This window comes from Ruegeria sp. (genome assembly GCF_965221235.1).
Classification (GTDB): Bacteria; Pseudomonadota; Alphaproteobacteria; order Rhodobacterales; family Rhodobacteraceae; genus Ruegeria.
In genome coordinates this window covers 1,926,057-1,948,589 of record NZ_CBDCRS010000004.1, presented here as the reverse complement: position 1 = coordinate 1,948,589, position 22,533 = coordinate 1,926,057, and the positions used below count along the sequence as shown (strand labels likewise).

Sequence of the window (22,533 nt, the reverse complement as noted above, 5' to 3'; positions counted from 1 at the left end):
CGATGGAGTACCGGTTCAAAATCCTCGACTTTCACAATTACGACGGCGACAGCTTTGACCTGACGCTCGATCTCGGCTTTGACCTGATCGCGCACCGCAAGTGCCGCCTGCATGGTGTCGACACGCCCGAACTGAGGGGTGGGACGGACTTGAGCAAGCGGGCTGGGCTGTTGGCGCGCGACGCGGCGGGCGTCTTTGTGCAGCAGGCGCTGGAGGCCGGCGCGGCGTATTTCCTGTCGCAAAAATACACCGGCAAGTTCGGCAGGCCATTGGGCGACATCTTCAACGAGCAGAGTGGCGCGCGCCTGGTCAGCTATCTGATCAGCAAAAATCTGGGAGTCCCCTATGAGGGCCAGAACAAGTCGGAGGTGGCCACCGCCCACGCGCGCAACATGCGTGAGCTGATCGCGCGGGGAGCGCTGGAGCGCGGCACATGATGATCCCCCCACGCCCCGATCCGATAAGCCATGAGGCCCGCAGGCTCATTGATGACGCTGTCGCCCAAGGCCGCGTGCGGCGCATCCCGACCGGTGTCAGCGGATTGCCGCTGCCGGGCACCCGGACCGTCAAAGAGTACCGGGCGTCCATTCGGCGCACCCAGGCGCGCAATATTCGCATGGAGCGCGCGGCAAAAAAGCGCGCCTCGGACGCTTTGGGTCTGGACCTGTCCGCTTTCGATCCCGGCCGCACAAGCCGCGTCACTGCCCGGAAAGAGCTGATCTTGCTGCTCTTCAACAAGGCGGTGCTGCCACGGCACATGCCTGCGGTTATCGAACGCGAACTGGGCGTCAACGTGAGCATGGGCACTGTCTACAACGACATAAAAGCGCTGCGCGCGCAAGGCAGGCTCAAGGGCCGTGCGGGCGCACCGGAGCCGCGCGCGCGGGGAGAGATTTGATGGGCAGACCGGTGTCCGACCGCCGCGCGCTGATGCGCGCCGCCCATGCCGCCTGCCGCCAGCTTGGCCTCGACGACGCGACCCGGCATGATGTGCAACTGGCCGTGACCGGCAAGGCATCGATGCGGGATATGGCAGCCACCGATCTCGCGAACCTGCTGGATCATCTGAACGGAAAGTCCGGGCGCGCAGGCGCGGCGCGGCACAAACACCCGCTCGCACCCCGTGCAGACCTGCGGCTCATTCATGCGCTCTGGGGCGAACTGGGCCGCAGGGGCGCGCTCAGGCGTCCCGGGCGCGACGGTCTGAATGCGTTCATCCGCGCCCGTTTCGGGCCGCACTGGTCGTTTGTTCCGCTGGATGTGGATGCGTTGAGCGATACGCAAAACATCACCGACGTGGTTCGCGCGCTCAAGGCGATGCTGGCGCGGACCGACCATCCACAGGATGACGGGCCCGGCGAAGGGTGCGCGACATGAGCGGGGTCCACATCACAGATCATGCGGTCATCCGCTATCTCGAGCGCGGCTGGGGCGTGAATGTTGATGCCATCCGCGCCCGCATCGCCAGCAATGCCGGACGCCCGGTGATGCTGTGAGACGGCGTGGTGACCCGTCATGACGGCCTGCGCTACCACTTCCGGCTTGGCGATGACGGCAGGGTCTGGCTGACAACGATCACAAGCGCGCAACCCGGCCCCGTCAGCAATCGCGCCCGGCGCATGATAAGGAGGACCCGATGAGCAACCTGACAAACAAGCCCGCGACCATCGACCAGGAACTGTTCAAGCAGGATCTTCTGGTTCTGCTCGACAAATACGCGGGATCGCTTTCTGGCCAGGAAGTACTGGCGCTTTCGTCGCATGTGGTCGGGCAGCTCCTGGCCTGTCAGAATCCGGAAGAACTCACCCTCGTGGATGCATTCCGGATCATAAACGCGAACATCGCGAGCGGAAACGAGGCGGCGCGGGCGGAGATACAAAAGGGAGGGCTGCATTGAGTCTGCGGGATCTGTTGCCGCTCTCGCTGCGCGAGGTCGCCGATCATGCCGGCGCGCATATCGCTTGCGCAGTGGCGCTGGAATTCGGCGGGACCGTCTGGCGGGTACCCTCGCACAAGACCCACCCCGATGCGGTTCGCCTGCGCGATCTGGTGGGCGAGGCCCCGGTGATCACCCTGACGCTCACGCTGGGCGGCCACAGTCTCGACGTGCCGCTGGCGCGCCGCGCAGTGGTGCGCTGGCTGGCTGAGCGGGGAATGGGCACCACTGCCATAGCCGCACGGCTGCACATGACACGCAGTACAGTCAGGCGCTACATGCGGGAGGGGCGCGGGTGAGCCCGACCGATCCCTTCCGCCTGCCCGAGGGGCCCGTGCAGATCGCCTTCAGCGGCGGGCGCAGCAGCGCATTCATGCTTCACCAGCTCCTGACAGCCAATAACGGGTTGCCGGACCGGGTGAGGGTCATCTTTACAAACACGGGCCGCGAAATGCCGCAGACGCTGGATTTTGTGGCCGAATGCGGCGCGCGCTGGGGGGTCGATATCGTCTGGCTCGAATACCGCTACGAAGATGCCCCCATGGCCGTGCGGGTCGATTACGCCAGCGCCAGCCGAAAGGGCGAGCCGTTCGCGGCGCTGATCCGGCGCAAGCGGCATCTGCCCAACCCGGCGGCCCGGTTCTGCACGGCCGAGCTCAAGGTGCGCACCGCAAAGCGCTGGCTTGTCGCGCAGGGCTGGCAGCACTGGGTTTCAGCCCTGGGCATCCGTGCCGACGAGCCGCGCAGGCTCAATACCGCGCCCGACCGTCAGCGCTGGACCACCTGGTATCCGCTGGCGGCGGCGGGCGTGTCCCGCCATGATGTGGCCCGGTTCTGGGCAGCCCGGCCCTTCGATCTGGCGCTGCCCAATCTGAACGGGCGGTGCTGGCTTGGCAACTGCGATGGATGTTTTCTGAAATCAGAGGCCGATCTGGCGGCGCTGGCGCGGGATTATCCGGAGCGGCATCGCTGGTGGGAGGAGATGGAAGCGCTGGCGGCGCGGTTGTCCAACCGACCGGAGGGCGCGCGCTTCCGCAAGGAATACAGCCGCGCCGGATTGCGGGACTTCGTCGACCGGCAGGGCGACTGGATCTTCGAGACCGAGGGCGCGCTGTGTCAGGCCTCGGGCGGGGAGTGCCTGTGATGGCGGGACGGGACGGGTTCTGGTGCAGGCGTGCAGAGCAGCGTATCGCGGAAGCCCATGCGCGTCTGCCCGCCGATGTCAGCTTTGCCGAGCGCAAGGTGGCGCTGCGCGCGGCCTATCCGTTTGGCGCGCGCTCGCATTACCCCTACAAGGTCTGGCTGCGTTGCCAGAGGGCATATCTGGCGCGCTACGACCCCGCCCCGCTCACGCCTGAAAACGCCCCGCTGTTTTTTAAGCGGAGGGCACGGTGACGGTGACGGCGGTCGACAAAAAGGACCAACAGGACCAATGACGACAGAAAAAACCATGATGGAAGCCCGCCGTGCGCTGGTGGCGCAGCTGGTCCCCCTCAAGGAGCCGGAGGATCTGGCCGACGGGCTGATCGGTGCGCTGCTGGAGGCAGGCGGCGATCTCCGCATACCGGATCGCGCGGCGGCGCTTGCGCGTGGTGTTGTCGAGTTTCAGGTTCACGGGATCGCAGGTTCGGGACCGGATATCGCGCAGGCCGCTGCGGACTGGCTTGCACGGGCACAGCGCAGCCTCGCAGGCGGTGTCGGGGGCTGACCCGGAGACCCGGTCCCGTCCTTCCGAAGGCCGTGCGATCGGATGCCGCTTGCCGACCTGATCGCCACGGGCGGACCACGAGCGGACCCATGGGCGGACCATGGTCCGCTGACGCGCGCGCGCCCGGCCCGCTATTGTTGTTCAGGGACCGCTCTTTGCCACAAGGACAGATCATGGCCGCGCAATCACTGTTTTCCGACATTCCCGGCCCTGAAGGGCGCTTTTGATGCCGGGGCCGGAGGCCTGGGAGGCGGCGGCCGGCGTCGGAGCCGTGCTGATCTTTATCAGCGCCGTGGTGATGGCGCTGCGGCGCATGGGCGTGCCGGGCACGTCGCAAACCACGCCAGCCGCGCCAAAGGCAGCAGAGACGCAAGGGGGCGATCTGCACGCGCTGGAGCGCGAGATAGACGCGCTGCGCCTGCATGTGGCCGAGCATTACGTGCGGCGCGAGGATTACGTCAGCAACCAGAGCCGCATCATCGGAATGCTGGAGAGCCACTCCACGACGCTGGCGCGGCTGGAGGAACGGATCGGGAGACACGACACATGACCCACACACTGGATCAGCGGCACATTGCCAGCCTGCGCTGGTCGATCCTGCGCACGGCGATGGTGGGCGGTCATCTCGGCGTGACCGACCGGATGTGTCTTGATGTGGGCCGGGCCGAATATCTCGGCGTCACCCTGGAATGTATCCGCAACGAGCTCGACTACCTGGAGACGCGGGGGCTGCTCGTTCTGGAGCGCTCGGATCTCCGCGCCTGGCGGGCCAAGCTGACGCGCGGCGGGCGCGACGTGGTCGATTACGAAGTGCCGGCGGAAGCGGGGATCACGCGCCCGCCGCGCCTGGCCGATGGCGAGGGCTGAGCGATGCCGCCGCGCTCCAGGATCATGCGCCTGCCGAAGGAGGTGCGCGCGCAGCTCGACACGCTGCTGATCGAAAAGGGGTTCAGCGACTACAAGGGCCTGGCCGACTGGCTGGCCGGTCTTGGACACGATGTCAGTGCGATGTCGGTCCATCGCCATGGCGCGAAGCTGGAGCGCGCGATCCGGCGGACGCAGGTGGCGACAGAGCAGGCGCGTGCGCTGGTGGCCGCGTCGCCGGACGACGAGGGGGTTGTGGCCGAGGCGATGCTCCGGATGGCGCAGGAGCGGCTGCACACGTTCATGATGGCGCTGGAGGAAGGCAGCCCGAAAGAAATTGCACCGGCCGCGCGCGCCATGGCGCATCTTGTCAGGGCCTCGACCGCGCTCCGGGCCGAGCGCCGCCGGGCGCTGCTGGCCGCCGGAACCCGCGTCGAGCAGGCCGCGATCAAGGCCGGTATCAGCCCGGAAACCAGCGCCCGCCTGCGCGCGGAGGTCGAAGGCACAACCGGGGCTGAATATCCAACGGGAGGGGCATCGTGAAACGGACGCTGCTCCCTTACCAGACCGCATGGGTTCAGGACCGCTCCCCGCTGGCGGTCATCGAGAAGTCCCGCCGCATCGGCATTTCCTGGGCGGAGGCCTGGCATGCGGTCATGCATGCGGCCGACGGGCTGGGCGACATCTACTACCAGTCCTACGACAAGGACATGACGCGCGGTTTCATCGAGGACTGCGCCGGATGGATTACCGATCTCAACATCGCGGCGCAGGAGGTGGGCGAAGCGCTGCTGGAGGACGAAGGCCGCGATATCCAGGTGTTCCGGGTCAATTTCGGCTCGGGCAGGAAAATCCTCGCCATGACCTCCAGCCCGCGCGGCTTCCGGGGCAAGGGTCGGCCGGGTGACGTGGCGGTGGTCGATGAAGCGGCCTTTGTCGATGACATCGACGAGGTGCTCAAGGCCGCGCTCGCCTTCAACCAGTGGGGCGGGCGCGTCCGTGTCATCTCCACCCATAACGGTGTGACAAACCCCTTCAATACCCTGATCCGTGATCTGCGCGAGGGACGGGAGAGCGGCACGGTGCATCACGTGACGTTAAGAGATGCGCTCGATCAGGGGCTCTACTCCCGTATCGCTGCCGTCACCGGACAGCCGGACACGGCGGAGGCCGCCGCCGCCTGGGAGGCGGGGATCCGCGCGCGGTACGGACGCCATGCGGCCGAGGAACTGGACTGTATCCCGGCGGCGGGCGGCGGGGCATGGCTGTCCTGGGATCTGATCCGCGCCTGCGAGCATGATCACGCGGGCGATCCCGACCGGACCGGCAAGGGCTCGGTCTTCATCGGTGTCGACGTGGCCCGCCGCCGCGACCTCTGGGTGGCCGCCGTCATCGAGCGTGACGGCTCCGCCCTGTGGTGCCGTCACCTCATCGCGAAACGGGACATCCCCTTCTCGGCGCAGCGCGACATCGTGTGGGAGCTCACCGACCGGTTCAGCCCTGTGCGCATCGCGGTCGACCAGACCGGCATGGGCGAGGCCTTCGTCGAACAGCTTCAGGACGATCACGGGACATTCCGCGTCGAGGGCGTGATGCTGACCGCGCCCCGACGGCTCGATGTGGCGACCGCGCTGCGCGAGGCAGTGGAGGACCGCCACCTGCGCCTGCCGGCAGATGACGAGCTGCGCCGCGACCTGCATTCCGTGCGCGCCGAGCCCGGCGGGACCGGCGCACCGCGCCTGGTGGCCGACGGCAAGGATACGGATGGGCATGCCGACCGCTTCTGGGCGCTGGCGCTGGCCTGCGCCGCCGCGCGCGGTGGCGAACCCGAATACAGCTATACGCCGAGCGGACGGCCGGGGACCACGGCGCGCCGCCACAGCTTCATGCATCCCGATCATTCGGATGATTACGCCCCGCGCAATCGCGATGGCACTGCACTGATGGGACGCGCCACATTCGGACCGGGGGCCTGGTGATGGCGGTGCTCGATGCATATGGACAGCCCCTGCGCCCGGCCCGGCTGCGTCAGGAAATCGCCGGTCCCACCGTCACCGGCCTGCGCTCGATCTGGTCGGAACATCCTGCCGCCGGCCTCACACCCGGACGGCTCGCCGTCATTCTGCGAGAGGCCGAACAGGGGGACGCGCGCGCCTTTCTCGATCTCGCCGAAGAGATGGAAGAGCGCGATCTCCATTATCTGGCCGTGCTCTCCACCCGCCGCCGTCAGGTCAGCCAGCTCAACGTCACGGTCGAACCCGCCGATGACAGCCCGGAGGCGGAGGCTGACGCGGCGGAGGTGCGGGCATGGGTGGAGCGCACCGAACTGGAGGACGAGATGTTCTCGCTGCTCGACGCCGTCAGCAAGGGCTATGCGGTGGCCGAGATCATGTGGGAGACCAGCGCCCGCCAATGGCAGCCCGCGCGGATCGAGTATCGCCTGCCGCGCTGGTTCGAGTTCGACCGCGAAAGCGGAATGCAACTGCTGCTCAGAAGCGATATCCGCGCGGGTGGTGTGCCCGATGGCGCGCCGGGGCTGGTGCCGCTGGAACCGGGCAAGTTCGTCACGCATTTCCATCAGGCCAAGTCCGGCCTGCCGATCCGGGGTGGACTGGCGCGCGCCGCCGCCTGGGCCTGGCTGTTCAAGAACTACACCACCCGCGACTGGGTTCGCTTCGTCGAGGCCTATGGGCAACCACTCCGGCTCGGCAGATTCCACAAGGGGGCCACCCCGGCGGAGCGCGATGTGCTGCTGCGCGCGGTGCGCAATATCGCCACTGACGCCTGCGGCATCGTGCCCGAGGGCATGAATGTCGAATTTGTCACCGCAAAAGCGGGAACCGTCTCCTCGGCACTCTACGCCGATCTGCTCGGCTATCTCGACGCGCAGGTCTCCAAGGCCGTACTCGGTCAGACACTCACCACCGATGCGGGCAAGGGCGGTTCAGGCTCCTACGCCCTTGGCAAGGTTCATGACGAGGTGCGCCATGACATAGAACGCTCCGACGCGCGGCAACTGGCGGCAACGCTCACCCGCGACGTGGCGCGGCCCATCGTGGCGCTCAACCGTGGCGATCCGGGCGCACGCGGCTATCCCCGGATTGTCATAGGCCGCGAGGAACAGATCGATCTGGCCATGCTGGCCGATGCGGTCTCCAAACTGGTGCTGGTTGGATTAAAGGTTGATGCCGTGGACCTGCGCGCCCGGATGGGCCTTCCCGATCCGGCCCCGGGGGCCGAAATACTCACCCGCATGCCCCCCGCAGACGGCGCGGCGGCCCCTGCGGAACAGGCGACCGCACGGGCGCGCCGGGCGCGGGCCAGCGCGGCGCGGGGCGATGCCTTCGACCGGGCTGTCGACGATCTCATTGATGGCGAGGGCTGGGCACCGCTGATGGAGCCGGTCATCGGCCCGGTGCTTGCCGCATCCGCCGGAAGCGATGATCTCGACGAAGTCCGGGCCCGTCTCGCCCGTCTGATGGGGGATATGGATGATGCAACGTTCATCGAGACGTTGCGGCGCATGGGCTTCTCCGCCCGCCTGTCCGGCGCGGCCGGACTGACCGGAACCAACAACAGCGAGGACGTGACATGACACCCCGGGAGATCGCATGGGAGATCGTTGGCCGCGAGGGCGGCTATGTGGATGACCCGGACGATCCGGGCGGTCCCACGAAATGGGGCGTGACGCTCGGCACGATGCGGCACCTCATGCTCGATCTCGACGGCGATGGCGACGTGGATGCGCGAGACGTCCACGCGCTGACGCAGGAGCAGGCCGTGGAGATATTTCTCAGGCACTACTTTCACAAGCCCCGCATCGACTGGCTGCCCGGGCAGTTGCACGCCACCGTCTTCGACATGCAGGTCAATGCCGGATCGAACGCGGTGAAGATCCTGCAGCGCCTGCTGCGCGACATAGGCCAGGACGTGGCGGTCGATGGCGCGATCGGCCCGCAAACGGCGCGCGCGGCCGAGGCGCTGGAGGCCGAAGGCGCGCCGCTCCGGGACGCCTACGGCATCGCGCGGCGGGAGTATTATTTCGGGCTCGCGGACAAGCGACCTCAATTCCGCAAGTACTGCCGACGCCGCAACGGGGGCAAGGGCGGCTGGATCCGCCGCGCCGAAGAGTTCATTGCGCCGCGCTTCCATCTGAGCGCCGCCGAATTTTACGCCCGCATCAGGGCCTGGACGTGAGGAAATGATGATGATGTTGAAAAAAGCGCTGAGCACGATCGCCGGTGTGGTTCTGTTTCCAATCGGCGTCATACTGACGGCCATCGTCGCGCTGTGGTACTTCGTCGCCAGGGTGACGGGACAGTGGGCACCGGGGTTGAAGATCCTGCTCTTCATTCTCTTGATCATGGCCTGCGTCCTGCTCGCCACCGGTCTGGCTGCAGGTGTCGATGGGGCACCGGAGGAGGCGGACACCGCCGCCCCCCCATCGACACCCGCCACATGTCCGCCGCCAGCGGTACTGCGCTGCATGGTTGTCGCGGACCTTGCCTCACGCATGCAGGCAGACAATTCCGTGCCGCCGCAGGTGCAGTACTGGCTGCACCACATCGCGCTCCATCTGTGCGGGGAGACCCTGTGACATGATCCGCACCCTGCTTACCGCGCTCTTCGGGGGCAGCCGCAATATCGTCACCGAGGTTGCGGGAGCGTTCCGGCCCAATGCCGAAGCCTCGGCGCAGCGGGCCGCTGACGCGCAGAGCGCGGCGCTGGCGCAGTTCGCCGCCGAGTTCGCACATCCAAAACAGGGCGTGTTCGACCGCTTCATCGACGCATTGAACCGGCTACCGCGACCGATCATGGCGTTCGGAACCATCGGGTTCTTCGTCTTTGCGATGTACGACCCGATCGCGTTCGGGAAACGCATGGCAGCGCTGGATCTGGTTCCGGACTTTCTCTGGGCCATACTGCTTTCGATTATCGGCTTCTACTTCGGCGCGCGGGAGTTGAAAAAATTCCGCGATCGCGGCCCGCGCCTGTCCGCTGATGATGTGACCGGCGTCATTGACAGGATGCAGCAGATCGAGGCGCAGCGCCCGGAACCCGAACCTGCACCGGCTGCGACAAAAGCGGCTGTCAGCAGGGCGGAACCCCGAACTGATGCACCGGATGCGGCTCCGGATGCCGCGACGGGCAATGCGGCGATCGACGCATGGCGCACCGGACAGTGAGCGGGCGGGAGTCATGGCCGAGCCCGAGTTCCTGAACCTGCCCCCCGCCGAGGCCGTGCGCTTCTTTCAGGCCAAGGGCTACCATGTGGGCTTTGGCTGGCAGGATACCGCTGCTGAGGAACACCTGCGCTCTTTCACCGTCACCAAGGCCATGCGCCTCGATATCCTGCAAGACATCCGCAGCGCAGTGGACGAGGCCCTGACCGAGGGAACAACGTTCGCACAGTTCCAGAACCGCCTCGAACCGCTCCTGCGCGCCAAGGGCTGGTGGGGCCGAAAGACAATGAGCGATCCGCTCACAGGTGAAAAGCGTGTTGTTCAGCTTGGCTCACCCCGGCGCTTGCGCATCATCTTCGACACCAACCTGCGCATGGCCTACGCACGCGGCCAGTGGGAGCGCATCGAACGGCGCGCAGGCACCCATCCCTACCTGCGTTATGTCGCTCAGGACGCCCGCACACGGCCTCATCACATGGCATGGCACGGCACCGTGCTCAGATGGGATCACCCGTTCTGGAAGACGCATTTCCCGCCCAATGGCTGGAATTGCCGCTGTACCGTTCAGCAACTGAGCGCGCAGGACCTGGAGGATTTCGGCTACGCAATCTCCGACAACCCGCCCCCCGGCTGGGACGAGACCCGGCCATGGGAGAACCGCCGCACCGGCCAGACCCTCCGGGTGCCGCGCGGCATCGACCCCGGCTTTGGCCACAATGTCGGGCGCATCAATACAGGCCAGGACACCGCCAACCGGCTGATCGGCAAGATCGATGCGGCTGATCCCGACCTCGCCCGCGCCGCCATCGGTCAACCCTGGAAGGGCGCGCCCTTCAAACGCTTCGTCGAACTGGCTCAGGATCAAGGGCGCGCGCCTCGAACGATCCCCGGCGACTGGCCGGTCGCCATCGCCGACAAGACCATCCTTGAAGCCACAGGCGGGCGCTCGCGCACCGTGCGCCTCAGCGCCGCCACCGCCGGCAAACAGATACGCAAACATCCCGAACTCGGCCCGCAGGACTATGCCCTCGTGCAGCGTATTCTCGACGAGGGAGACCTGTTCCCGTCCAGCCAGAATATCAATCACGTCATGGCGTTTCTGGAAATCGACGGCAGGCTCTGGTGTGCCGTCCTCAAGGCCACACAGGATGGACGGGAAACCTATCTGGTCAGCCTGCACATGGCGCACCTGCGCAATCTCAAAGCGGCACGTCTGCGGGGATTGATCAAGAGAGAATTATAAACCGGCACCGGGCGGGCCGTAACCCCCGCGCTCGCCCGAAGGCATGAGGTGAATACGAAATGACTCCGGTGCCAACCCCTTCATAGCCCGCGCAACAGCTCGGGCGCAACCGTGCAGTAAAGGAGCTTCCCATGCACATCAAAGTTCACACCGCCCTTAATACAGGCACTTCGGTGTCAATCAACGATACGGCCCGCGTTCTTGTACGGCAGGGTTTCAATCCTTCAGATTCCGCTCAGGTCGATCGGATCAAGGCGATCGCTGCGGCGCTCATCTCCGAGTGCGAGGCCATCCGCGAAAAGAACGCAAACTCAGCACGGCACGCTTCGCTCGCCATCACATCCGCCGAAGAAGCGGCCATGTGGGCGGTCAAAGCCGCAACAACGTAGACTGACTGGTTAATCCCCAAACAAAAACATCAGGGCGCGGGCCGTCACGGCGACCCGCGCCTTTTCCGTTTCATCCTGCGAATTTCACCTGCTCGAGGCGATGATTTCACGGGTGCGATAACAACAGGATTTTCCTCGAAAACAGCCCCCCTGAAATCGCGAGAATTTATCGGCGTTTCATACCCTGTGAATGGCGGGAAAAACGGCGATTTATCGGGAAATCAGGGGGGTGAATCCCGAACATTTACCTCGACTTTCGACACCCCCGAATCCAGCGCAGATCAGCCCTCCAAAGCCCTTAAAACGTTGTGCTGTAACGCTTTATAACGGCAAAGAACGCCTCATAACGGTAAATCCCGAGTTACCTCGACTTTCGACTCCCCACAGCCGGACCAAACAGTCGTAGCCCCCACGGTCCACCCCACCACAATTGACTTTTCCATTTGGTTGAGGTGTGAAAGGTCGCACAACCAAAAGTTACATCAAATCCCGTATTATGCTTCTTATCTTGAATTCCTTAGCACTTTCGCTGCGCGTCTCTTTCCACATGATCCTTCCCGTCCTTGCGATCACCTTCGCCTCAACGGTCGTTTGGGCGGTTCTGAGCCTCTTCACGTTTGGGTTGGCCGATCACATCAGTGGTCCGGTCACTAGCGCTTTTATCAGCCTTTTCGGAATACGAGTGGCTTTGGAGCTGAAAGGCGGTACGCGGCGCACAGATTACAGAGCTTTGGTACTGCAATCACTAATGTACGGAATGTTCTTCGGAGCAGCCCTGTGGTGTCTGGGCTTTATTGTGAGCCTGTCTGCCATTGCGTTTGCCCTTTGGCAGGTGGGCGAACCTTTCACTTGGAGCGCTCTGGAAAATGCAGCCAAAGACACTCAGGTCGCATTCGCCTTGATCGCTGTGGGAAGCAAAACCATCGCAATGCTATTTGTGCTGACCGCATTCTACGCGGTCATGGCGGTGCCGATGGCCAGCGCTGCGCACTCCGCAGGTCTGCGCGCTTCTGGTCATAGGTTTTTCAACGGGTTCGGGCGCAGCTTCGTTCCACTGTTCTGCGTCTTTTTCGTTTCGATCTTCTTACAGGTCTATTTCGGCATTCTTTCTACTGTCTACGCGCTTCTGCCGATCGTATTGTCCGTCCTATCGATCCTGACCTCTCAGACTTTGCCGAATTTCGACGCCGAGATCATTCTAAAAGGACTCGCGGCAAGCTGGGCGTTGCTTTGGCTGAATTCATGGCTCTGGTCGATCTCGGCTCTGGCGTTCTTGAAATCCGAAGGCACCACGTCACCAAGTGAGACTACTCCGCCCCAGACCGAAGCCGCAGAAGACATTCGCGCCCTGCGCAAATCGCGCGAACAATCTTTCTGAACGCATTTTAGTGCCCTTACGCGCTCGGAATACGGTCCCACTCCCCGTGGCCTCATACTGCGCGTGCGTGATCTGAGACGTTGTGCCATGAACGCCGCCTCTCGGAGTCGCAGCTTTCGGGCCTGTCATGCTAATTGGCGAACAGGCAGAGACAATCTCGATCATTTCTCGACTTTACTTGCATATGTTCCGTCGATCCTGTCAGATTACTTGACGCACAAAAGCCTAGTAACATACGCTTTTCGCAGATTTGGCCCATGGAATTTGGTTTTGCTCCACTCCATTCAAGCGCTCAGAGCGATTGCCGCAGCTGCAGTTGCGCTACTCCATTGTTTAAATTTTTTGCCGGGTTCACTTGGCTTTTCCTTTCCGACCACGTTTTACATCTCAGGTATTGGCGCTGCTGGTATCCATATCTTCTTTGTTGTCAGTGGTTTCATTATGGTTTGGACGAACAGAGACGGCAAAAGTGACTGGCGCATATTTCTACGCAGACGGTTTTCGCGCATTTACCCATCCTATTGGTTTCTGGCGGCGCTGAGCATTCCGATTGCCATCCTGCTTGGCAAGAAATTACCCCAGTCGTTTGAGATGTGGCTTGGCAGCGTGTTGTTGCTTCCCAAAGGGTCCAGCGCGCTGATTTTTGTCGGCTGGACCCTCGCCTATGAGATTTATTTCTATCTTCTTTTCACCATCGTTTTGGCGCTTGGTCTCTCGGCCTTAAATCGCGTGATCTGGTTGTCTGTCTTTTTCGCAGCCAGCGTGGCGCTGGGGAATTTTTGGAGTATCCCCGCTGGCGATTTCTTTGGAATTCCTAAACTGATCACCAGCCCCCTTTTGTTAGAATTCGCGGCAGGTGCATGGCTTGGCTGGATAGCGTCACGAGGGTTTAATATGTCGCCCAAAAGTGCAGCTGGTTTGATCATTGCTGCATTGATCGGTTTTTCCGCTAGTATCTGGGTGGACTACCAGAATTATCCACTGGTGATTTTGTGGGGTATCCCAAGCGTGTTTCTTGTCTTTGGGTGTGTGGCGTTGGAAAAAGAGGGCCATGGCGACAGGTTTTTTCGTTGGTTGAGTCCACTCGGGGATTCCTCGTACGCGCTCTATCTCATACACGCGATCCTCATCCCTGTGATTATCGCATGTATTCCCTCTTTTGATCATCTGTCATTCCCCACATACCTAACCCTTTCGTTTGCTATGTTCCTGGTGATCGTTGTGCTGTCGCACCTGTATTTTCTGTATGTCGAGACAAGATTAATTCGAATTTCAAATCAGTACCTGTCGAAGAAGCGCAACCTGAGCCGACATTCGCAATAGCGTGCCACACGCGCATTCGAATACTGCTTGCGGCAGTTGATCCTTTTCTGGTTTCCCTTCCCTTCCTCCCAAAACTCCTGTATGCGCGCGGGTATCTGAGACGTTGTGCCCTGACCCCGGCACTCGAACGGAAGATAAAGTGGGGTCGGCGGCAATGGGGCCGCCATGCAAAACCGGAGACCCGCAGGGGCGGGAGTGCTCCGTTCTAGGATACGCATATGTTTGATGTAACGAAGAAATCGATTCAGTGGGGCGAAGAGACGCTGACACTGGAAACCGGCAAGGTTGCCCGTCAGGCCGACGGCACCGTGATTGCCACGCTGGGCGAAACCAGCGTCATGGCCAACGTGACCTTTGCCAAGCAACAAAAACCCGGTCAGGACTTTTTCCCGCTGACCGTCCATTACCAAGAGAAATACTATGCCGCCGGTAAGGTTCCGGGTGGCTTCTTCAAGCGCGAGGCGCGCCCGACCGAGAAAGAGACGCTGACCGCGCGTCTGATCGACCGTCCGATCCGCCCGCTGTTCGTTGACGGCTTCAAAAACGAAGTTCTGGTGATGTGCACCGTGCTGTCTCACGATCTGGTCAACGATCCCGATATCGTTGCAATGATCGCGGCGTCCGCTGCTCTGACCATTTCCGGCGCGCCGTTCATGGGCCCGATCGCCGGTGCCCGCGTTGGTTTTGTAGATGGCGAATATGTCCTGAACCCGACCGTGGACGACATGCAGGACCTGCGCCTGAACCCCGAACAGCGTCTGGATCTGGTTGTGGCCGGCACCAAAGACGCCGTGATGATGGTGGAATCGGAAGCTTACGAGCTGTCCGAGGCAGAAATGCTGGGCGCCGTGACCTTTGCACATGAGCAAATCCAGCCGGTTATCGACCTGATCATTTCGCTGGCCGAAGAAACCGCGAAAGAGCCGTTTGACTTCGCCGCACCGGACTATTCCGATCTGTACGCTGCTGTTTCCGCAGCCGGTGAAGAGCAGATGCGCGCCGCTTTCGCAATCACCGACAAGCAAGAGCGCACTGCCGCTGTTGCCGCTGCCCGCGAAGCGATCAAGGAAGCGCTGACCGAGGAACAGCTGGAAGACGCCAATCTTGGATCGGCGATGAAAAAGCTGGAAGCCGGCATCCTGCGCGGTGACGTCGTCAAAGGCGGCAAGCGGATCGACGGTCGTTCGACCACCGACATCCGTGGGATCGAAGCCGAAACCTCGATGCTGCCCCGGACGCACGGGTCTGCCCTGTTCACCCGTGGCGAAACACAGGCGCTGGCCGTGACCACGCTGGGCACCGGCGACGATGAGCAGTTCATTGACGCGCTGCACGGCAACTTCAAATCGAACTTCCTGCTGCACTACAACTTCCCTCCCTATTCGGTTGGTGAAGTTGGTCGCGTAGGCGGCCCCGGCCGTCGTGAGATCGGCCACGGCAAGCTGGCATGGCGCGCCCTGCAGGCGGTTCTGCCTGCGGCGACCGACTTCCCCTACACGATCCGTATCGTGTCCGAGATCACCGAATCCAACGGCTCGTCCTCGATGGCGTCTGTCTGCGGCGGTTCGCTGTCGATGATGGATGCGGGCGTTCCGCTGAAAGCACCGGTTGCCGGTGTGGCCATGGGTCTGATCCTGGAAGATGACGGCAACTATGCCATCCTGTCGGACATTCTGGGTGACGAAGATCATCTGGGCGACATGGATTTCAAGGTTGCGGGTACCGAAAACGGCATCACCTCGTTGCAGATGGACATCAAGGTCGCGGGCATCACGCCCGAGATCATGGAGAAAGCCCTGGCGCAAGCCAAGGACGGCCGGATGCACATCCTGGGTGAGATGGGCAAAGCCCTGTCCGAGACCAACGAATTCTCGGTCCACGCGCCGCGTATCGAGACCATGAACATCCCGACCGACAAGATCCGTGAAGTGATCGGCTCGGGCGGTAAGGTCATCCGCGAAATCGTTGAAGTGTCGGGCGCCAAGGTCGACATCAACGACGACGGCGTCATCAAGATCGCCTCGCCCGATGGGGAGTCGATCAAGAAGGCCTATGAGATGATCCACTCGATCGTGGCCGAGCCGGAAGAGGGTCAGATCTATACCGGTAAAGTGGTCAAGATCGTCGACTTCGGTGCCTTCGTGAACTTCTTCGGCAAGCGCGACGGACTGGTCCACGTATCGCAGATCGAAAACCGCCGCCTGAACCATCCGTCGGATGTTCTGAAGGAAGGTCAGGAAGTGAAGGTCAAACTGCTGGGCTTTGACGATCGCGGCAAGGTTCGCCTGTCGATGAAAGTGGTCGATCAGGAAACCGGCGAAGAGATCGTTCCCGAGAAGAAAGAAAAGAAAGAGGAAGGCGCAGAGTAATCTGCCCTGCCTCAGGCACCCCTGCTCATTTTGCGGGGGTGCTTCACCCATTGCGTATTATGACCGGTATGACCAGCTATCCTATTCTGATCATAAGCCTTGCGGACGCTACGGATCGGCAACAGGCCATTTCAGAAAAGCTGGACGCGCTGGGTCTGGATTACAGCTTTTTCACGGCCATCGACGGACGGAACGGCCTGCCGTCGAACTATGAACCCCTGATTGACCGAGAGCTGGCGGACAAACGGGTGCGCCGCCTTATGACGGACGGAGAGTTCGCCTGCGCGCTGTCTCATCGCGCGATTTACCAACATGTGATTGACCAAAATCTGCCCGGTGCCGTGATTTTGGAAGATGACGCGCAGATTCAACCCGAATTTAAAACCTTTGTCGACGAAAAGGGTTTTTTGTTGGCCCCGATGCTGCTGTTGGATTACAGCCGCGTGCCTGTGATGCGCGGGTCGCGCAAAGATGCGGGCCGGATCGGCGCGACATATCGGATTGCGAGCAACCCGGTGCTGGCCACAGGATATTCCGTGTCGAAACAAGCTGCTGCCGACTTGCTGGCGGGGACAACCCCGGTGTCGTGTTACGCGGATTGGCCCGTTGATCTGTACCGGATTGGCGCTCGCGCAGTGTCGCCGCGCCCGGTGCATCATGTCCAGCCCGATGCTGCGCAATCTTCTTTGCAGACCGACCGGGAAAGCTTTGACGCCCATCGGCGGAAAAAGCCGCTCAGCCGGTACATGAAGGCGATGTACTGGCGCAATCGTTTTGCCGTTCGGCTTGATCCCTGAGGCAAGACCTGACAAGAAACGGCATCGAAAGAAATACCTCGTGCGGCCTGACGGCCATGAACCGAAACGACGCAAAAGCAGATAGCATGCAACCAGTCCTGATTCTGACAATGAAATGGGGAACGATGTATGGCCCCGAATACGTCAACAGGCTGGCACGTGGCGTTCAGCGGCATCTTTCACGCCCCCATCGGTTCATTTGCTTTACCGACGATACCAGCGGTCTGGATGAGGGCATCGAAGCGCTGCCTTTGCCCGAGCTGAACCTGCCTGACGGTCACAATGACACCCGGTGGCGCAAGCTGGCCCTTTTTTCCAAAGACCTGTTCGGCCTGTCGGGAACAGCACTGTTTCTGGATCTGGATCAGGTCATCGTTGGCAGCCTCGATTGCTTTTTTGAAGACGACGCCCCGTTTCGCATCATTCGCGATGACACGTTATTCCGGGCCAAACCTTTGCGCCGGATCAACCCTCAGCGGGACAGTTTTCTGGCATCAGTCGGGAACTCGTCGGTGTTTCGCTATGAAATCGGCGCCCATAGCTACATCGTCGATACCTATGTCGCGGACCCGGGCGCAGCGACCGCGAATTATGAAATCTCGCAGCAATTCCAAAGCGCGCAACTGGCCAAACATGGCAACCTGCAATATTGGCCCGAGGATTGGTGTGTCAGCTTCAAAAACCAATGCGTGCCGGGCGGGATCAAAAGCTTTTTCGCCAACCCCACATTGCCTGAAAACGCCCGGATCGTCGTGTTTGCAGGGACGCCTAAGATGGAAGATGCCCTGAACGGCCACGGCAGCACATGGTATCGGCGGATCGGCGATATAGGCTGGCTGAAAGACGCTTGGGAACAGGGATGAAAGGGCTTGGGCAGGCGTTCAGGGCCTTCAAGCACCGCCGCCGCGTCTCAGCTGCCTTGTCCGAGCTAAACCAGCGTCATTCCCTGCCCTCAACGCCCCACACGTTGCCCGGAGAGCTTGTTGTTTCCCTGACCAGCTACCCGGCGCGGTTCGGTCAACTTGCCGACACGCTACGGGGCCTGTTGCAGCAATCCGTCAGCCCGGACCAAACCGTATTGTGGATCGCGCAGGACGATCTTGAGATACTGCCCGCAGACGTGACCGCGCTCAGATCGCAGGGGCTTGAGATCGCCAGTTGCACCGACATGCGATCGTTCAAAAAGATCCTTCCGCAGCTAAACCAGACCCCGAATGCCACAATCGTGACAGCGGATGATGATGTCTATTATGACGCCCATTGGTTAGAGCGTCTGGTGACTGCGCATCAGCAGACGCAGTCACCCGTTGTCTGCGCCCGCGGGCATCACGTCAAGCTGACCGAAAGCGGCCTGCCTGCCCCTTATTCAGACTGGAGCATGAATATCCGGCAGCCCGATTGCTCGGGGCGTGTTTTCCCTACCGGAGTGTCCGGTGTCCTCTACGCACCCGGCTGTTTTGCCGAGGACGTGACGAACTGGGAACTGGCCACAACACTCTGCCCAACAGCGGATGATGTCTGGCTGTACTGGATGCACCGCTTGACCGGCGCGAAGGCCTGCAAGTTCGGAACCCGTACCCGCATTCTGGAATGGGAGCTTGAACAGCAATCGTCGCTGCGCACCGACAATGCGGCAGGTGGGAATGACCGTCAGGTCCGGGCAATGGTCGAACACTTCGGGTTTCCGCCGCTATAACGCCTCGCTTTGGGTGCAGTTCAGCACAACCGCGCGATCAGTGTGCTATCCCTGACGGTCCGTGCTTCATCACATGCCATTGCCCGTAGCTGTCATTCAGATCCAGCTTGATCGCCGCATCCGCCTTGGTTGAGGCACTGCCAATCTCGGCCAAGGTGAATTCGATGCCGCCCGGAATGTCGATCCGAACACGATGCGGGCCGCCGCCGTGAGGGGCTTCGATAGGGCGGCCGGTCGATTGCAGCACATCCGCGATAGAAACTCTGGCCGTGCGCCCTTCCATATCCATTTCGAATTCAATCGGCAGATACAGGGTCTCGTGAACAGTCTTGCACATGGCCCGGAAAACAAACCAATGGGTCGCCATCTCTTCAGTCTCTTCGCCGTGGAACACCTTTTCCAATGCGGCGCGTTGCGCGTCCGAGGCACTGGGGTCGATAATGACCTGCATCTCTCCGCCGCCCTCAAATATTGGACCCGGCCAGGCATAGATCAGCGCGGCTTTTGTCCCCGCAAGGTTAGTGTCGCCAAAATGCCCTTTGGACACCTCCAACACCTCAAACCCGCGGCAATGACCTTGGGTCGGTAATTCTTCGAACTGACACGGGCAGGCATAGCCACAATTGCAGTTCCCAAACGCATCGCCTTCGACGTACCAATCTGTAAATGCCATCGTCATCTCCTGTTTCAAACAGTTTGAAATCCCGATGTCGTTGGTCGCGTGCCTGTAGATTGTCCCCCACGGCACCCTAGCACAATTCGTTCAAATCCTGAACCAGACGCCAGAAACTGCCGTGCCAGCGGCATAAACCTTGGTTCAATCGCCGACCAATCAACCAAAAACCAATCGCAACGCGCCGTACCTGCTCCCAGTTCGATCGCATCGCCACAACGCAAAAAGGAGATGCGATATGGAAACCTTGAAACTGCTGACCCTGACCGGCCTGATCGCAACCGCACCGGTTCTGGCCCTTGCCAATGTCGGGCTGGGTGACAAGCTGGGCACCACCGAGGCCGATATCCGCGCGGCCCTGGAAGGACAGGGATACCAGATCGAAGAGATCGAATTCGAAGACGGTGAGATCGAGGTTGAACTCGTGAAGGATGGCGTGGAAACTGAATTGGTCCTGTCCGGGACCGACGGCGTCGTGACCGCCATCGAGCTGGAAGAGGACGACGACTGATCACGTGATGTCAAAGAGGCCGCATGAAGATTTCACAAACGTCTTTGCTCTGGCTTCTTCTGGTGGTGCAGGCCCTCTGCGCCGCCTTTTTCATGACCGACGCCGCGATGGACTGGATCGGCGGAGAAAGCGCCGGTTTCCGCCATTTGCACGCCTTCGAGCTGGTTCTGGCGCTGGCACTGGTGGGCGGGCTGGCTGCGACGATTGCGCTGATCCGCTCCCAGACCCGACAGGTACGTGACATGCGGCGGCAATTGCACGTCGCACAGGGGGCCTTTGCCCAGATCATCGAACATCAATTCGACGACTGGCAGCTGAGTGATGCCGAACGCGACGTTGCGATGCTGTCCATCAAAGGTCTGTCCATCGCCGAAATCGCCGAGCTGCGGCAAACCAAACAGGGTACAATCAAAGCACAAAGCGCGGCCGTCTACCGAAAGGCGGGCGTCTCTGGGCGGCTGCAACTGCTCAGCTATTTCGTCGAAGAACTGTTATCCGAACCGCTGCTCAGACCCTCGGCTGACGGTTCTGATACGCCTGATTGAACGGCCTCGATTTATTCGTTCACACAGCTCAAATAACCCGTGAATCGAAGTGAAGGCGGGCCGCCTTCCTTTTGTCCTGAAGGCTCCCACATCTGCGCAAGACAGACTACGGAACAAAGGACAAAATTATGATAAAGCGTCTTATCCTCACCTCAGCAGCCCTGACACTCAGCGCGTCGGCGCTGGCCGCGCAAAGCCTAACGGACGGGCTCTATATTCAGGGTTTTGCTGGCTACAGCCAGTTTCAGGACAGCGACTTCAGCGGCACGATCAGCGGATCAAACCAATCCGTTGATACCGACTTTGACGGAGGCTTCGGGCTGGGTGTAGCCATCGGCACCGAGATCCCGCAATGGTCGAACGATACAATCGGCACCCGGATCGAACTGGAACTGTCCTTTCGTGATGGCGATGTGGATGGGGTCAACTTCACCGGCAACGGCCCCGCAGCCGAAGGCAATATTTCCGGCGACGTGACGCAAACATCCCTGTTTGCCAACGTTCTGGTCGATTTCAAACAGGCGGGTGCGCTCACCCCCTATGTCGGCCTTGGTATCGGCGCCACCTATTCTGACCTCGACTTTGCCTATGGTCCCGGTGTCGAACTTGATGACAGCGATACCACCTTCGCGGCCCAGATCATCGCTGGCGTCGCCTATGACCTGAACGACAACACTGCGCTGACCCTCGACACGCGCTACACGCGCGCCTTCGATGTCTCTTCGGACCGGCTGTCTCCCAGCGGTGCTCTGACCGGCACAGTCGAAGACGATATTGACGCCTTCAGCGTTAATGTCGGCCTGCGCTACGGTTTCTGATCGCTTACAGAGGGGTGTTTCGCTCCGGTTTCGCCTCTCTGGCATGTCCCCGTGCCCCATGCACGGGGACATGCAAAACCTTCCCCAAAACCCTCGGAAACGATCAGCCAAACGAAAACAGGCGGGCTGTAAAACCACCCGCCTGTTTCTTCTGGCCAAAAATATCTTCGGGCGGAGTCGCGCCCAAGGCGCGTTGGGGGGCAGACAGCCCCCCTGACCCGGCCCTGCCTTACGACGGCGCCGTGGTCTTGCGCAGATACGGGAAGATCGTCTCGAACTCGCCGAACTTTTCTTTTGCTTCGTCATTGGAAACCGCGGGCGGGATGATCACATCCTCACCCGGCACCCAGTTGGCCGGTGTCGCCACGCCTTTGGACGACATCTGCAACCCGTCCAGCGCGCGCAGGATTTCGGCAAAGTTGCGGCCCACGGTCATCGGATAGGTCATCGAGAGCTTCAGCTGCTTGTCCGGCCCGATGATAAAGACCGACCGTACCGTGGCGCTGTCCGCCGGTGTTCGACCATCAGGCAGGTACGCCTCAGCCGGCAGCATGTCGAAGGCTTTGGATACCGCCAAACCATCGTCAGCAATAATCGGGAAGCCGGGGCTGGCGTTACCATAAGCCTCAATGTCTTTCTTCCACTTCTTGTGGTCTTCGACCCCATCGACGGACACGCCGATCACCTTGGTGCCGCGCGCAGCCCATTCGTCATTCAGTTGCGCCACAGCGGAAAACTCGGTGGTGCAGACGGGGGTGAAATCCTTGGGATGCGAGAACAGAATGGCCCAGCTGTCGCCGATCCAGTCGTGGAACTGAATGGTGCCCTGATCCGTTTCTGCGGTGAAATTAGGAACCGTGTCATTGATGCGCAAACCCATGGTGCATCTCCCTTCTTGTGAAAACCTGAGTCGGTTGCGGTAAACCTAAACACTTTGCGCGATTGTTAAACCTAGCATACGCACAAAATTGTTTGATCAAATCACTGCCTACCGCGCCTTGGCTGCGCTGGGTCCGCTGGCAACCCCGGACGCCGCTATTGCCGCTGTCAAAGCCTGTGATGGCTGGGCAGCGGAACACCCCCTACTTGCATAATCCAAT

The 22,533-nt window shown here is 61.4% G+C and carries 30 protein-coding genes; 28 read left to right on the top strand and 2 right to left on the bottom strand.

All coding sequences use genetic code 11. The annotated features are described in order from the left end of the window. Positions 1–2: 2 nt before the first annotated feature. From ACOQOY_RS12850 to ACOQOY_RS12730, 25 genes are all read left to right on the top strand, one after another. Positions 3–437, top strand: a complete 435-nt coding sequence (locus tag ACOQOY_RS12850) for a hypothetical protein (protein WP_420585809.1) — start codon at positions 3–5, stop codon at positions 435–437. After that, a complete protein-coding gene (locus ACOQOY_RS12845; protein ID WP_420585808.1) occupies positions 434–898 on the top strand; it encodes a hypothetical protein in 465 nt (154 codons plus the stop codon). The genes ACOQOY_RS12850 and ACOQOY_RS12845 overlap by 4 nt, the downstream gene beginning before the upstream one ends. Further along, complete coding sequence (locus ACOQOY_RS12840; protein WP_420587243.1) at positions 898–1,377, top strand: phage protein GemA/Gp16 family protein; 480 nt, start codon at positions 898–900, stop codon at positions 1,375–1,377. Before ACOQOY_RS12845 ends, ACOQOY_RS12840 begins: the two co-directional genes overlap by 1 nt. Further along, complete coding sequence (locus ACOQOY_RS12835) at positions 1,374–1,496, top strand: hypothetical protein (RefSeq protein WP_420585807.1); 123 nt, start codon at positions 1,374–1,376, stop codon at positions 1,494–1,496. Before ACOQOY_RS12840 ends, ACOQOY_RS12835 begins: the two co-directional genes overlap by 4 nt. A gap of 140 nt (positions 1,497–1,636) precedes the next feature. Then, positions 1,637–1,897: a hypothetical protein gene (locus ACOQOY_RS12830; protein WP_420585806.1), complete on the top strand. Its 261-nt coding sequence runs from the start codon at positions 1,637–1,639 to the stop codon at positions 1,895–1,897. Then, positions 1,894–2,235: a helix-turn-helix domain-containing protein gene (locus tag ACOQOY_RS12825; protein WP_420585805.1), complete on the top strand. Its 342-nt coding sequence runs from the start codon at positions 1,894–1,896 to the stop codon at positions 2,233–2,235. The genes ACOQOY_RS12830 and ACOQOY_RS12825 overlap by 4 nt, the downstream gene beginning before the upstream one ends. Beyond that, a complete protein-coding gene (locus ACOQOY_RS12820; RefSeq protein ID WP_420585804.1) occupies positions 2,232–3,080 on the top strand; it encodes a phosphoadenosine phosphosulfate reductase family protein in 849 nt (282 codons plus the stop codon). Before ACOQOY_RS12825 ends, ACOQOY_RS12820 begins: the two co-directional genes overlap by 4 nt. After that, complete coding sequence (locus tag ACOQOY_RS12815; RefSeq protein ID WP_420585803.1) at positions 3,077–3,331, top strand: hypothetical protein; 255 nt, start codon at positions 3,077–3,079, stop codon at positions 3,329–3,331. The genes ACOQOY_RS12820 and ACOQOY_RS12815 overlap by 4 nt, the downstream gene beginning before the upstream one ends. A gap of 37 nt (positions 3,332–3,368) precedes the next feature. Further along, complete coding sequence (locus ACOQOY_RS12810) at positions 3,369–3,644, top strand: hypothetical protein (RefSeq protein WP_420585802.1); 276 nt, start codon at positions 3,369–3,371, stop codon at positions 3,642–3,644. A gap of 226 nt (positions 3,645–3,870) precedes the next feature. Further along, entirely contained in the window at positions 3,871–4,194 is a 324-nt protein-coding gene (locus ACOQOY_RS12805) for a hypothetical protein (RefSeq protein ID WP_420585801.1), read from the top strand. Then, on the top strand, positions 4,191–4,511 hold the full coding sequence (locus ACOQOY_RS12800) for a hypothetical protein (protein WP_420585800.1): 321 nt from the start codon (positions 4,191–4,193) through the stop codon (positions 4,509–4,511). The genes ACOQOY_RS12805 and ACOQOY_RS12800 overlap by 4 nt, the downstream gene beginning before the upstream one ends. 24 nt (positions 4,512–4,535) lie before the next feature. Beyond that, positions 4,536–5,051: a phage protein Gp27 family protein gene (locus ACOQOY_RS12795; protein ID WP_420585799.1), complete on the top strand. Its 516-nt coding sequence runs from the start codon at positions 4,536–4,538 to the stop codon at positions 5,049–5,051. Then, positions 5,048–6,487, top strand: a complete 1,440-nt coding sequence (locus ACOQOY_RS12790) for a hypothetical protein (RefSeq protein ID WP_420585798.1) — start codon at positions 5,048–5,050, stop codon at positions 6,485–6,487. Before ACOQOY_RS12795 ends, ACOQOY_RS12790 begins: the two co-directional genes overlap by 4 nt. After that, on the top strand, positions 6,487–8,103 hold the full coding sequence (locus tag ACOQOY_RS12785) for a DUF935 domain-containing protein (RefSeq protein WP_420585797.1): 1,617 nt from the start codon (positions 6,487–6,489) through the stop codon (positions 8,101–8,103). The genes ACOQOY_RS12790 and ACOQOY_RS12785 overlap by 1 nt, the downstream gene beginning before the upstream one ends. Continuing rightward, positions 8,100–8,705, top strand: coding sequence for a holin-associated N-acetylmuramidase (locus ACOQOY_RS12780; protein ID WP_420585796.1), 606 nt, complete (start codon positions 8,100–8,102; stop codon positions 8,703–8,705). The genes ACOQOY_RS12785 and ACOQOY_RS12780 overlap by 4 nt, the downstream gene beginning before the upstream one ends. Before the next feature lie 4 nt (positions 8,706–8,709). Beyond that, positions 8,710–9,105: a hypothetical protein gene (locus ACOQOY_RS12775; RefSeq protein ID WP_420585795.1), complete on the top strand. Its 396-nt coding sequence runs from the start codon at positions 8,710–8,712 to the stop codon at positions 9,103–9,105. Between the two features lies 1 nt (position 9,106). After that, a complete protein-coding gene (locus ACOQOY_RS12770) occupies positions 9,107–9,694 on the top strand; it encodes a holin family protein (protein ID WP_420585794.1) in 588 nt (195 codons plus the stop codon). Next, positions 9,660–10,934, top strand: coding sequence for a phage minor head protein (locus ACOQOY_RS12765; protein ID WP_420585793.1), 1,275 nt, complete (start codon positions 9,660–9,662; stop codon positions 10,932–10,934). Before ACOQOY_RS12770 ends, ACOQOY_RS12765 begins: the two co-directional genes overlap by 35 nt. Positions 10,935–11,065: 131 nt before the next feature. Beyond that, positions 11,066–11,323, top strand: a complete 258-nt coding sequence (locus ACOQOY_RS12760; RefSeq protein WP_420585792.1) for a DUF7681 family protein — start codon at positions 11,066–11,068, stop codon at positions 11,321–11,323. A gap of 547 nt (positions 11,324–11,870) precedes the next feature. After that, positions 11,871–12,701 (top strand): hypothetical protein, encoded by an 831-nt coding sequence (locus ACOQOY_RS12755; protein ID WP_420585791.1) that lies wholly within the window; start codon positions 11,871–11,873, stop codon positions 12,699–12,701. Positions 12,702–12,971: 270 nt separating this feature from the next. Continuing rightward, on the top strand, positions 12,972–14,024 hold the full coding sequence (locus tag ACOQOY_RS12750; protein WP_420585790.1) for an acyltransferase family protein: 1,053 nt from the start codon (positions 12,972–12,974) through the stop codon (positions 14,022–14,024). Between the two features lie 218 nt (positions 14,025–14,242). Further along, entirely contained in the window at positions 14,243–16,393 is a 2,151-nt protein-coding gene (gene pnp / locus ACOQOY_RS12745; RefSeq protein ID WP_420585789.1) for a polyribonucleotide nucleotidyltransferase, read from the top strand. A gap of 68 nt (positions 16,394–16,461) precedes the next feature. Further along, complete coding sequence (locus ACOQOY_RS12740; protein ID WP_420585788.1) at positions 16,462–17,190, top strand: glycosyltransferase family 25 protein; 729 nt, start codon at positions 16,462–16,464, stop codon at positions 17,188–17,190. 86 nt (positions 17,191–17,276) lie between these two features. Then, on the top strand, positions 17,277–18,053 hold the full coding sequence (locus tag ACOQOY_RS12735; RefSeq protein WP_420585787.1) for a hypothetical protein: 777 nt from the start codon (positions 17,277–17,279) through the stop codon (positions 18,051–18,053). Beyond that, the gene (locus tag ACOQOY_RS12730) at positions 18,050–18,886 is read left to right on the top strand and encodes a glycosyltransferase family 2 protein (RefSeq protein WP_420585786.1); all 837 of its coding nucleotides are present in this window, start codon (positions 18,050–18,052) and stop codon (positions 18,884–18,886) included. Before ACOQOY_RS12735 ends, ACOQOY_RS12730 begins: the two co-directional genes overlap by 4 nt. A gap of 37 nt (positions 18,887–18,923) precedes the next feature. On the opposite strand, the gene ACOQOY_RS12725 is transcribed toward ACOQOY_RS12730, so the two are convergent. After that, a complete protein-coding gene (locus tag ACOQOY_RS12725) occupies positions 18,924–19,559 on the bottom strand; it encodes a DUF1326 domain-containing protein (protein WP_420585785.1) in 636 nt (211 codons plus the stop codon). A 238-nt stretch (positions 19,560–19,797) separates the two neighbouring features. Here ACOQOY_RS12725 and ACOQOY_RS12720 point away from each other — a divergent pair, with 238 nt between their 5' ends. The 3 genes from ACOQOY_RS12720 (at position 19,798) to ACOQOY_RS12710 (ending at position 21,433) form a co-directional block, all read left to right on the top strand. Beyond that, complete coding sequence (locus ACOQOY_RS12720) at positions 19,798–20,070, top strand: PepSY domain-containing protein (RefSeq protein WP_420585784.1); 273 nt, start codon at positions 19,798–19,800, stop codon at positions 20,068–20,070. A gap of 23 nt (positions 20,071–20,093) precedes the next feature. Next, on the top strand, positions 20,094–20,615 hold the full coding sequence (locus ACOQOY_RS12715) for a helix-turn-helix transcriptional regulator (protein WP_420585783.1): 522 nt from the start codon (positions 20,094–20,096) through the stop codon (positions 20,613–20,615). A 128-nt stretch (positions 20,616–20,743) separates the two neighbouring features. After that, positions 20,744–21,433: an outer membrane protein gene (locus tag ACOQOY_RS12710; protein ID WP_420585782.1), complete on the top strand. Its 690-nt coding sequence runs from the start codon at positions 20,744–20,746 to the stop codon at positions 21,431–21,433. A 229-nt stretch (positions 21,434–21,662) separates the two neighbouring features. Here ACOQOY_RS12710 and ACOQOY_RS12705 read toward each other — a convergent pair whose 3' ends face one another. Further along, positions 21,663–22,313 carry a peroxiredoxin gene (locus ACOQOY_RS12705; RefSeq protein WP_420585781.1) on the bottom strand — a complete coding sequence of 217 codons (651 nt, stop codon included), beginning with the start codon at positions 22,311–22,313 and terminating at the stop codon, positions 21,663–21,665. Positions 22,314–22,533 lie beyond the last annotated feature (220 nt).

What these genes read in the sequence shown, in the direction of transcription:
- ACOQOY_RS12850 (WP_420585809.1), top strand. Translation starts at nt 3, where the DNA reads ATGGAGTACCGGTTCAAAATCCTCGACTTTCACAATTACGACGGCGAC.
- ACOQOY_RS12845 (WP_420585808.1), top strand. Translation starts at nt 434, where the DNA reads ATGATGATCCCCCCACGCCCCGATCCGATAAGCCATGAGGCCCGCAGG.
- ACOQOY_RS12840 (WP_420587243.1), top strand. Translation starts at nt 898, where the DNA reads ATGGGCAGACCGGTGTCCGACCGCCGCGCGCTGATGCGCGCCGCCCAT.
- ACOQOY_RS12835 (WP_420585807.1), top strand. Translation starts at nt 1,374, where the DNA reads ATGAGCGGGGTCCACATCACAGATCATGCGGTCATCCGCTATCTCGAG.
- ACOQOY_RS12830 (WP_420585806.1), top strand. Translation starts at nt 1,637, where the DNA reads ATGAGCAACCTGACAAACAAGCCCGCGACCATCGACCAGGAACTGTTC.
- ACOQOY_RS12810 (WP_420585802.1), top strand. Translation starts at nt 3,369, where the DNA reads ATGACGACAGAAAAAACCATGATGGAAGCCCGCCGTGCGCTGGTGGCG.
- ACOQOY_RS12805 (WP_420585801.1), top strand. Translation starts at nt 3,871, where the DNA reads ATGCCGGGGCCGGAGGCCTGGGAGGCGGCGGCCGGCGTCGGAGCCGTG.
- ACOQOY_RS12800 (WP_420585800.1), top strand. Translation starts at nt 4,191, where the DNA reads ATGACCCACACACTGGATCAGCGGCACATTGCCAGCCTGCGCTGGTCG.
- ACOQOY_RS12795 (WP_420585799.1), top strand. Translation starts at nt 4,536, where the DNA reads ATGCGCCTGCCGAAGGAGGTGCGCGCGCAGCTCGACACGCTGCTGATC.
- ACOQOY_RS12785 (WP_420585797.1), top strand. Translation starts at nt 6,487, where the DNA reads ATGGCGGTGCTCGATGCATATGGACAGCCCCTGCGCCCGGCCCGGCTG.
- ACOQOY_RS12780 (WP_420585796.1), top strand. Translation starts at nt 8,100, where the DNA reads ATGACACCCCGGGAGATCGCATGGGAGATCGTTGGCCGCGAGGGCGGC.
- ACOQOY_RS12775 (WP_420585795.1), top strand. Translation starts at nt 8,710, where the DNA reads ATGATGATGATGTTGAAAAAAGCGCTGAGCACGATCGCCGGTGTGGTT.
- ACOQOY_RS12770 (WP_420585794.1), top strand. Translation starts at nt 9,107, where the DNA reads ATGATCCGCACCCTGCTTACCGCGCTCTTCGGGGGCAGCCGCAATATC.
- ACOQOY_RS12765 (WP_420585793.1), top strand. Translation starts at nt 9,660, where the DNA reads ATGCGGCGATCGACGCATGGCGCACCGGACAGTGAGCGGGCGGGAGTC.
- ACOQOY_RS12760 (WP_420585792.1), top strand. Translation starts at nt 11,066, where the DNA reads ATGCACATCAAAGTTCACACCGCCCTTAATACAGGCACTTCGGTGTCA.
- ACOQOY_RS12755 (WP_420585791.1), top strand. Translation starts at nt 11,871, where the DNA reads ATGATCCTTCCCGTCCTTGCGATCACCTTCGCCTCAACGGTCGTTTGG.
- pnp (WP_420585789.1), top strand. Translation starts at nt 14,243, where the DNA reads ATGTTTGATGTAACGAAGAAATCGATTCAGTGGGGCGAAGAGACGCTG.
- ACOQOY_RS12740 (WP_420585788.1), top strand. Translation starts at nt 16,462, where the DNA reads ATGACCAGCTATCCTATTCTGATCATAAGCCTTGCGGACGCTACGGAT.
- ACOQOY_RS12735 (WP_420585787.1), top strand. Translation starts at nt 17,277, where the DNA reads ATGCAACCAGTCCTGATTCTGACAATGAAATGGGGAACGATGTATGGC.
- ACOQOY_RS12730 (WP_420585786.1), top strand. Translation starts at nt 18,050, where the DNA reads ATGAAAGGGCTTGGGCAGGCGTTCAGGGCCTTCAAGCACCGCCGCCGC.
- ACOQOY_RS12725 (WP_420585785.1), bottom strand. Translation starts at nt 19,559, where the DNA reads ATGGCATTTACAGATTGGTACGTCGAAGGCGATGCGTTTGGGAACTGC.
- ACOQOY_RS12720 (WP_420585784.1), top strand. Translation starts at nt 19,798, where the DNA reads ATGGAAACCTTGAAACTGCTGACCCTGACCGGCCTGATCGCAACCGCA.
- ACOQOY_RS12715 (WP_420585783.1), top strand. Translation starts at nt 20,094, where the DNA reads ATGAAGATTTCACAAACGTCTTTGCTCTGGCTTCTTCTGGTGGTGCAG.
- ACOQOY_RS12710 (WP_420585782.1), top strand. Translation starts at nt 20,744, where the DNA reads ATGATAAAGCGTCTTATCCTCACCTCAGCAGCCCTGACACTCAGCGCG.
- ACOQOY_RS12705 (WP_420585781.1), bottom strand. Translation starts at nt 22,313, where the DNA reads ATGGGTTTGCGCATCAATGACACGGTTCCTAATTTCACCGCAGAAACG.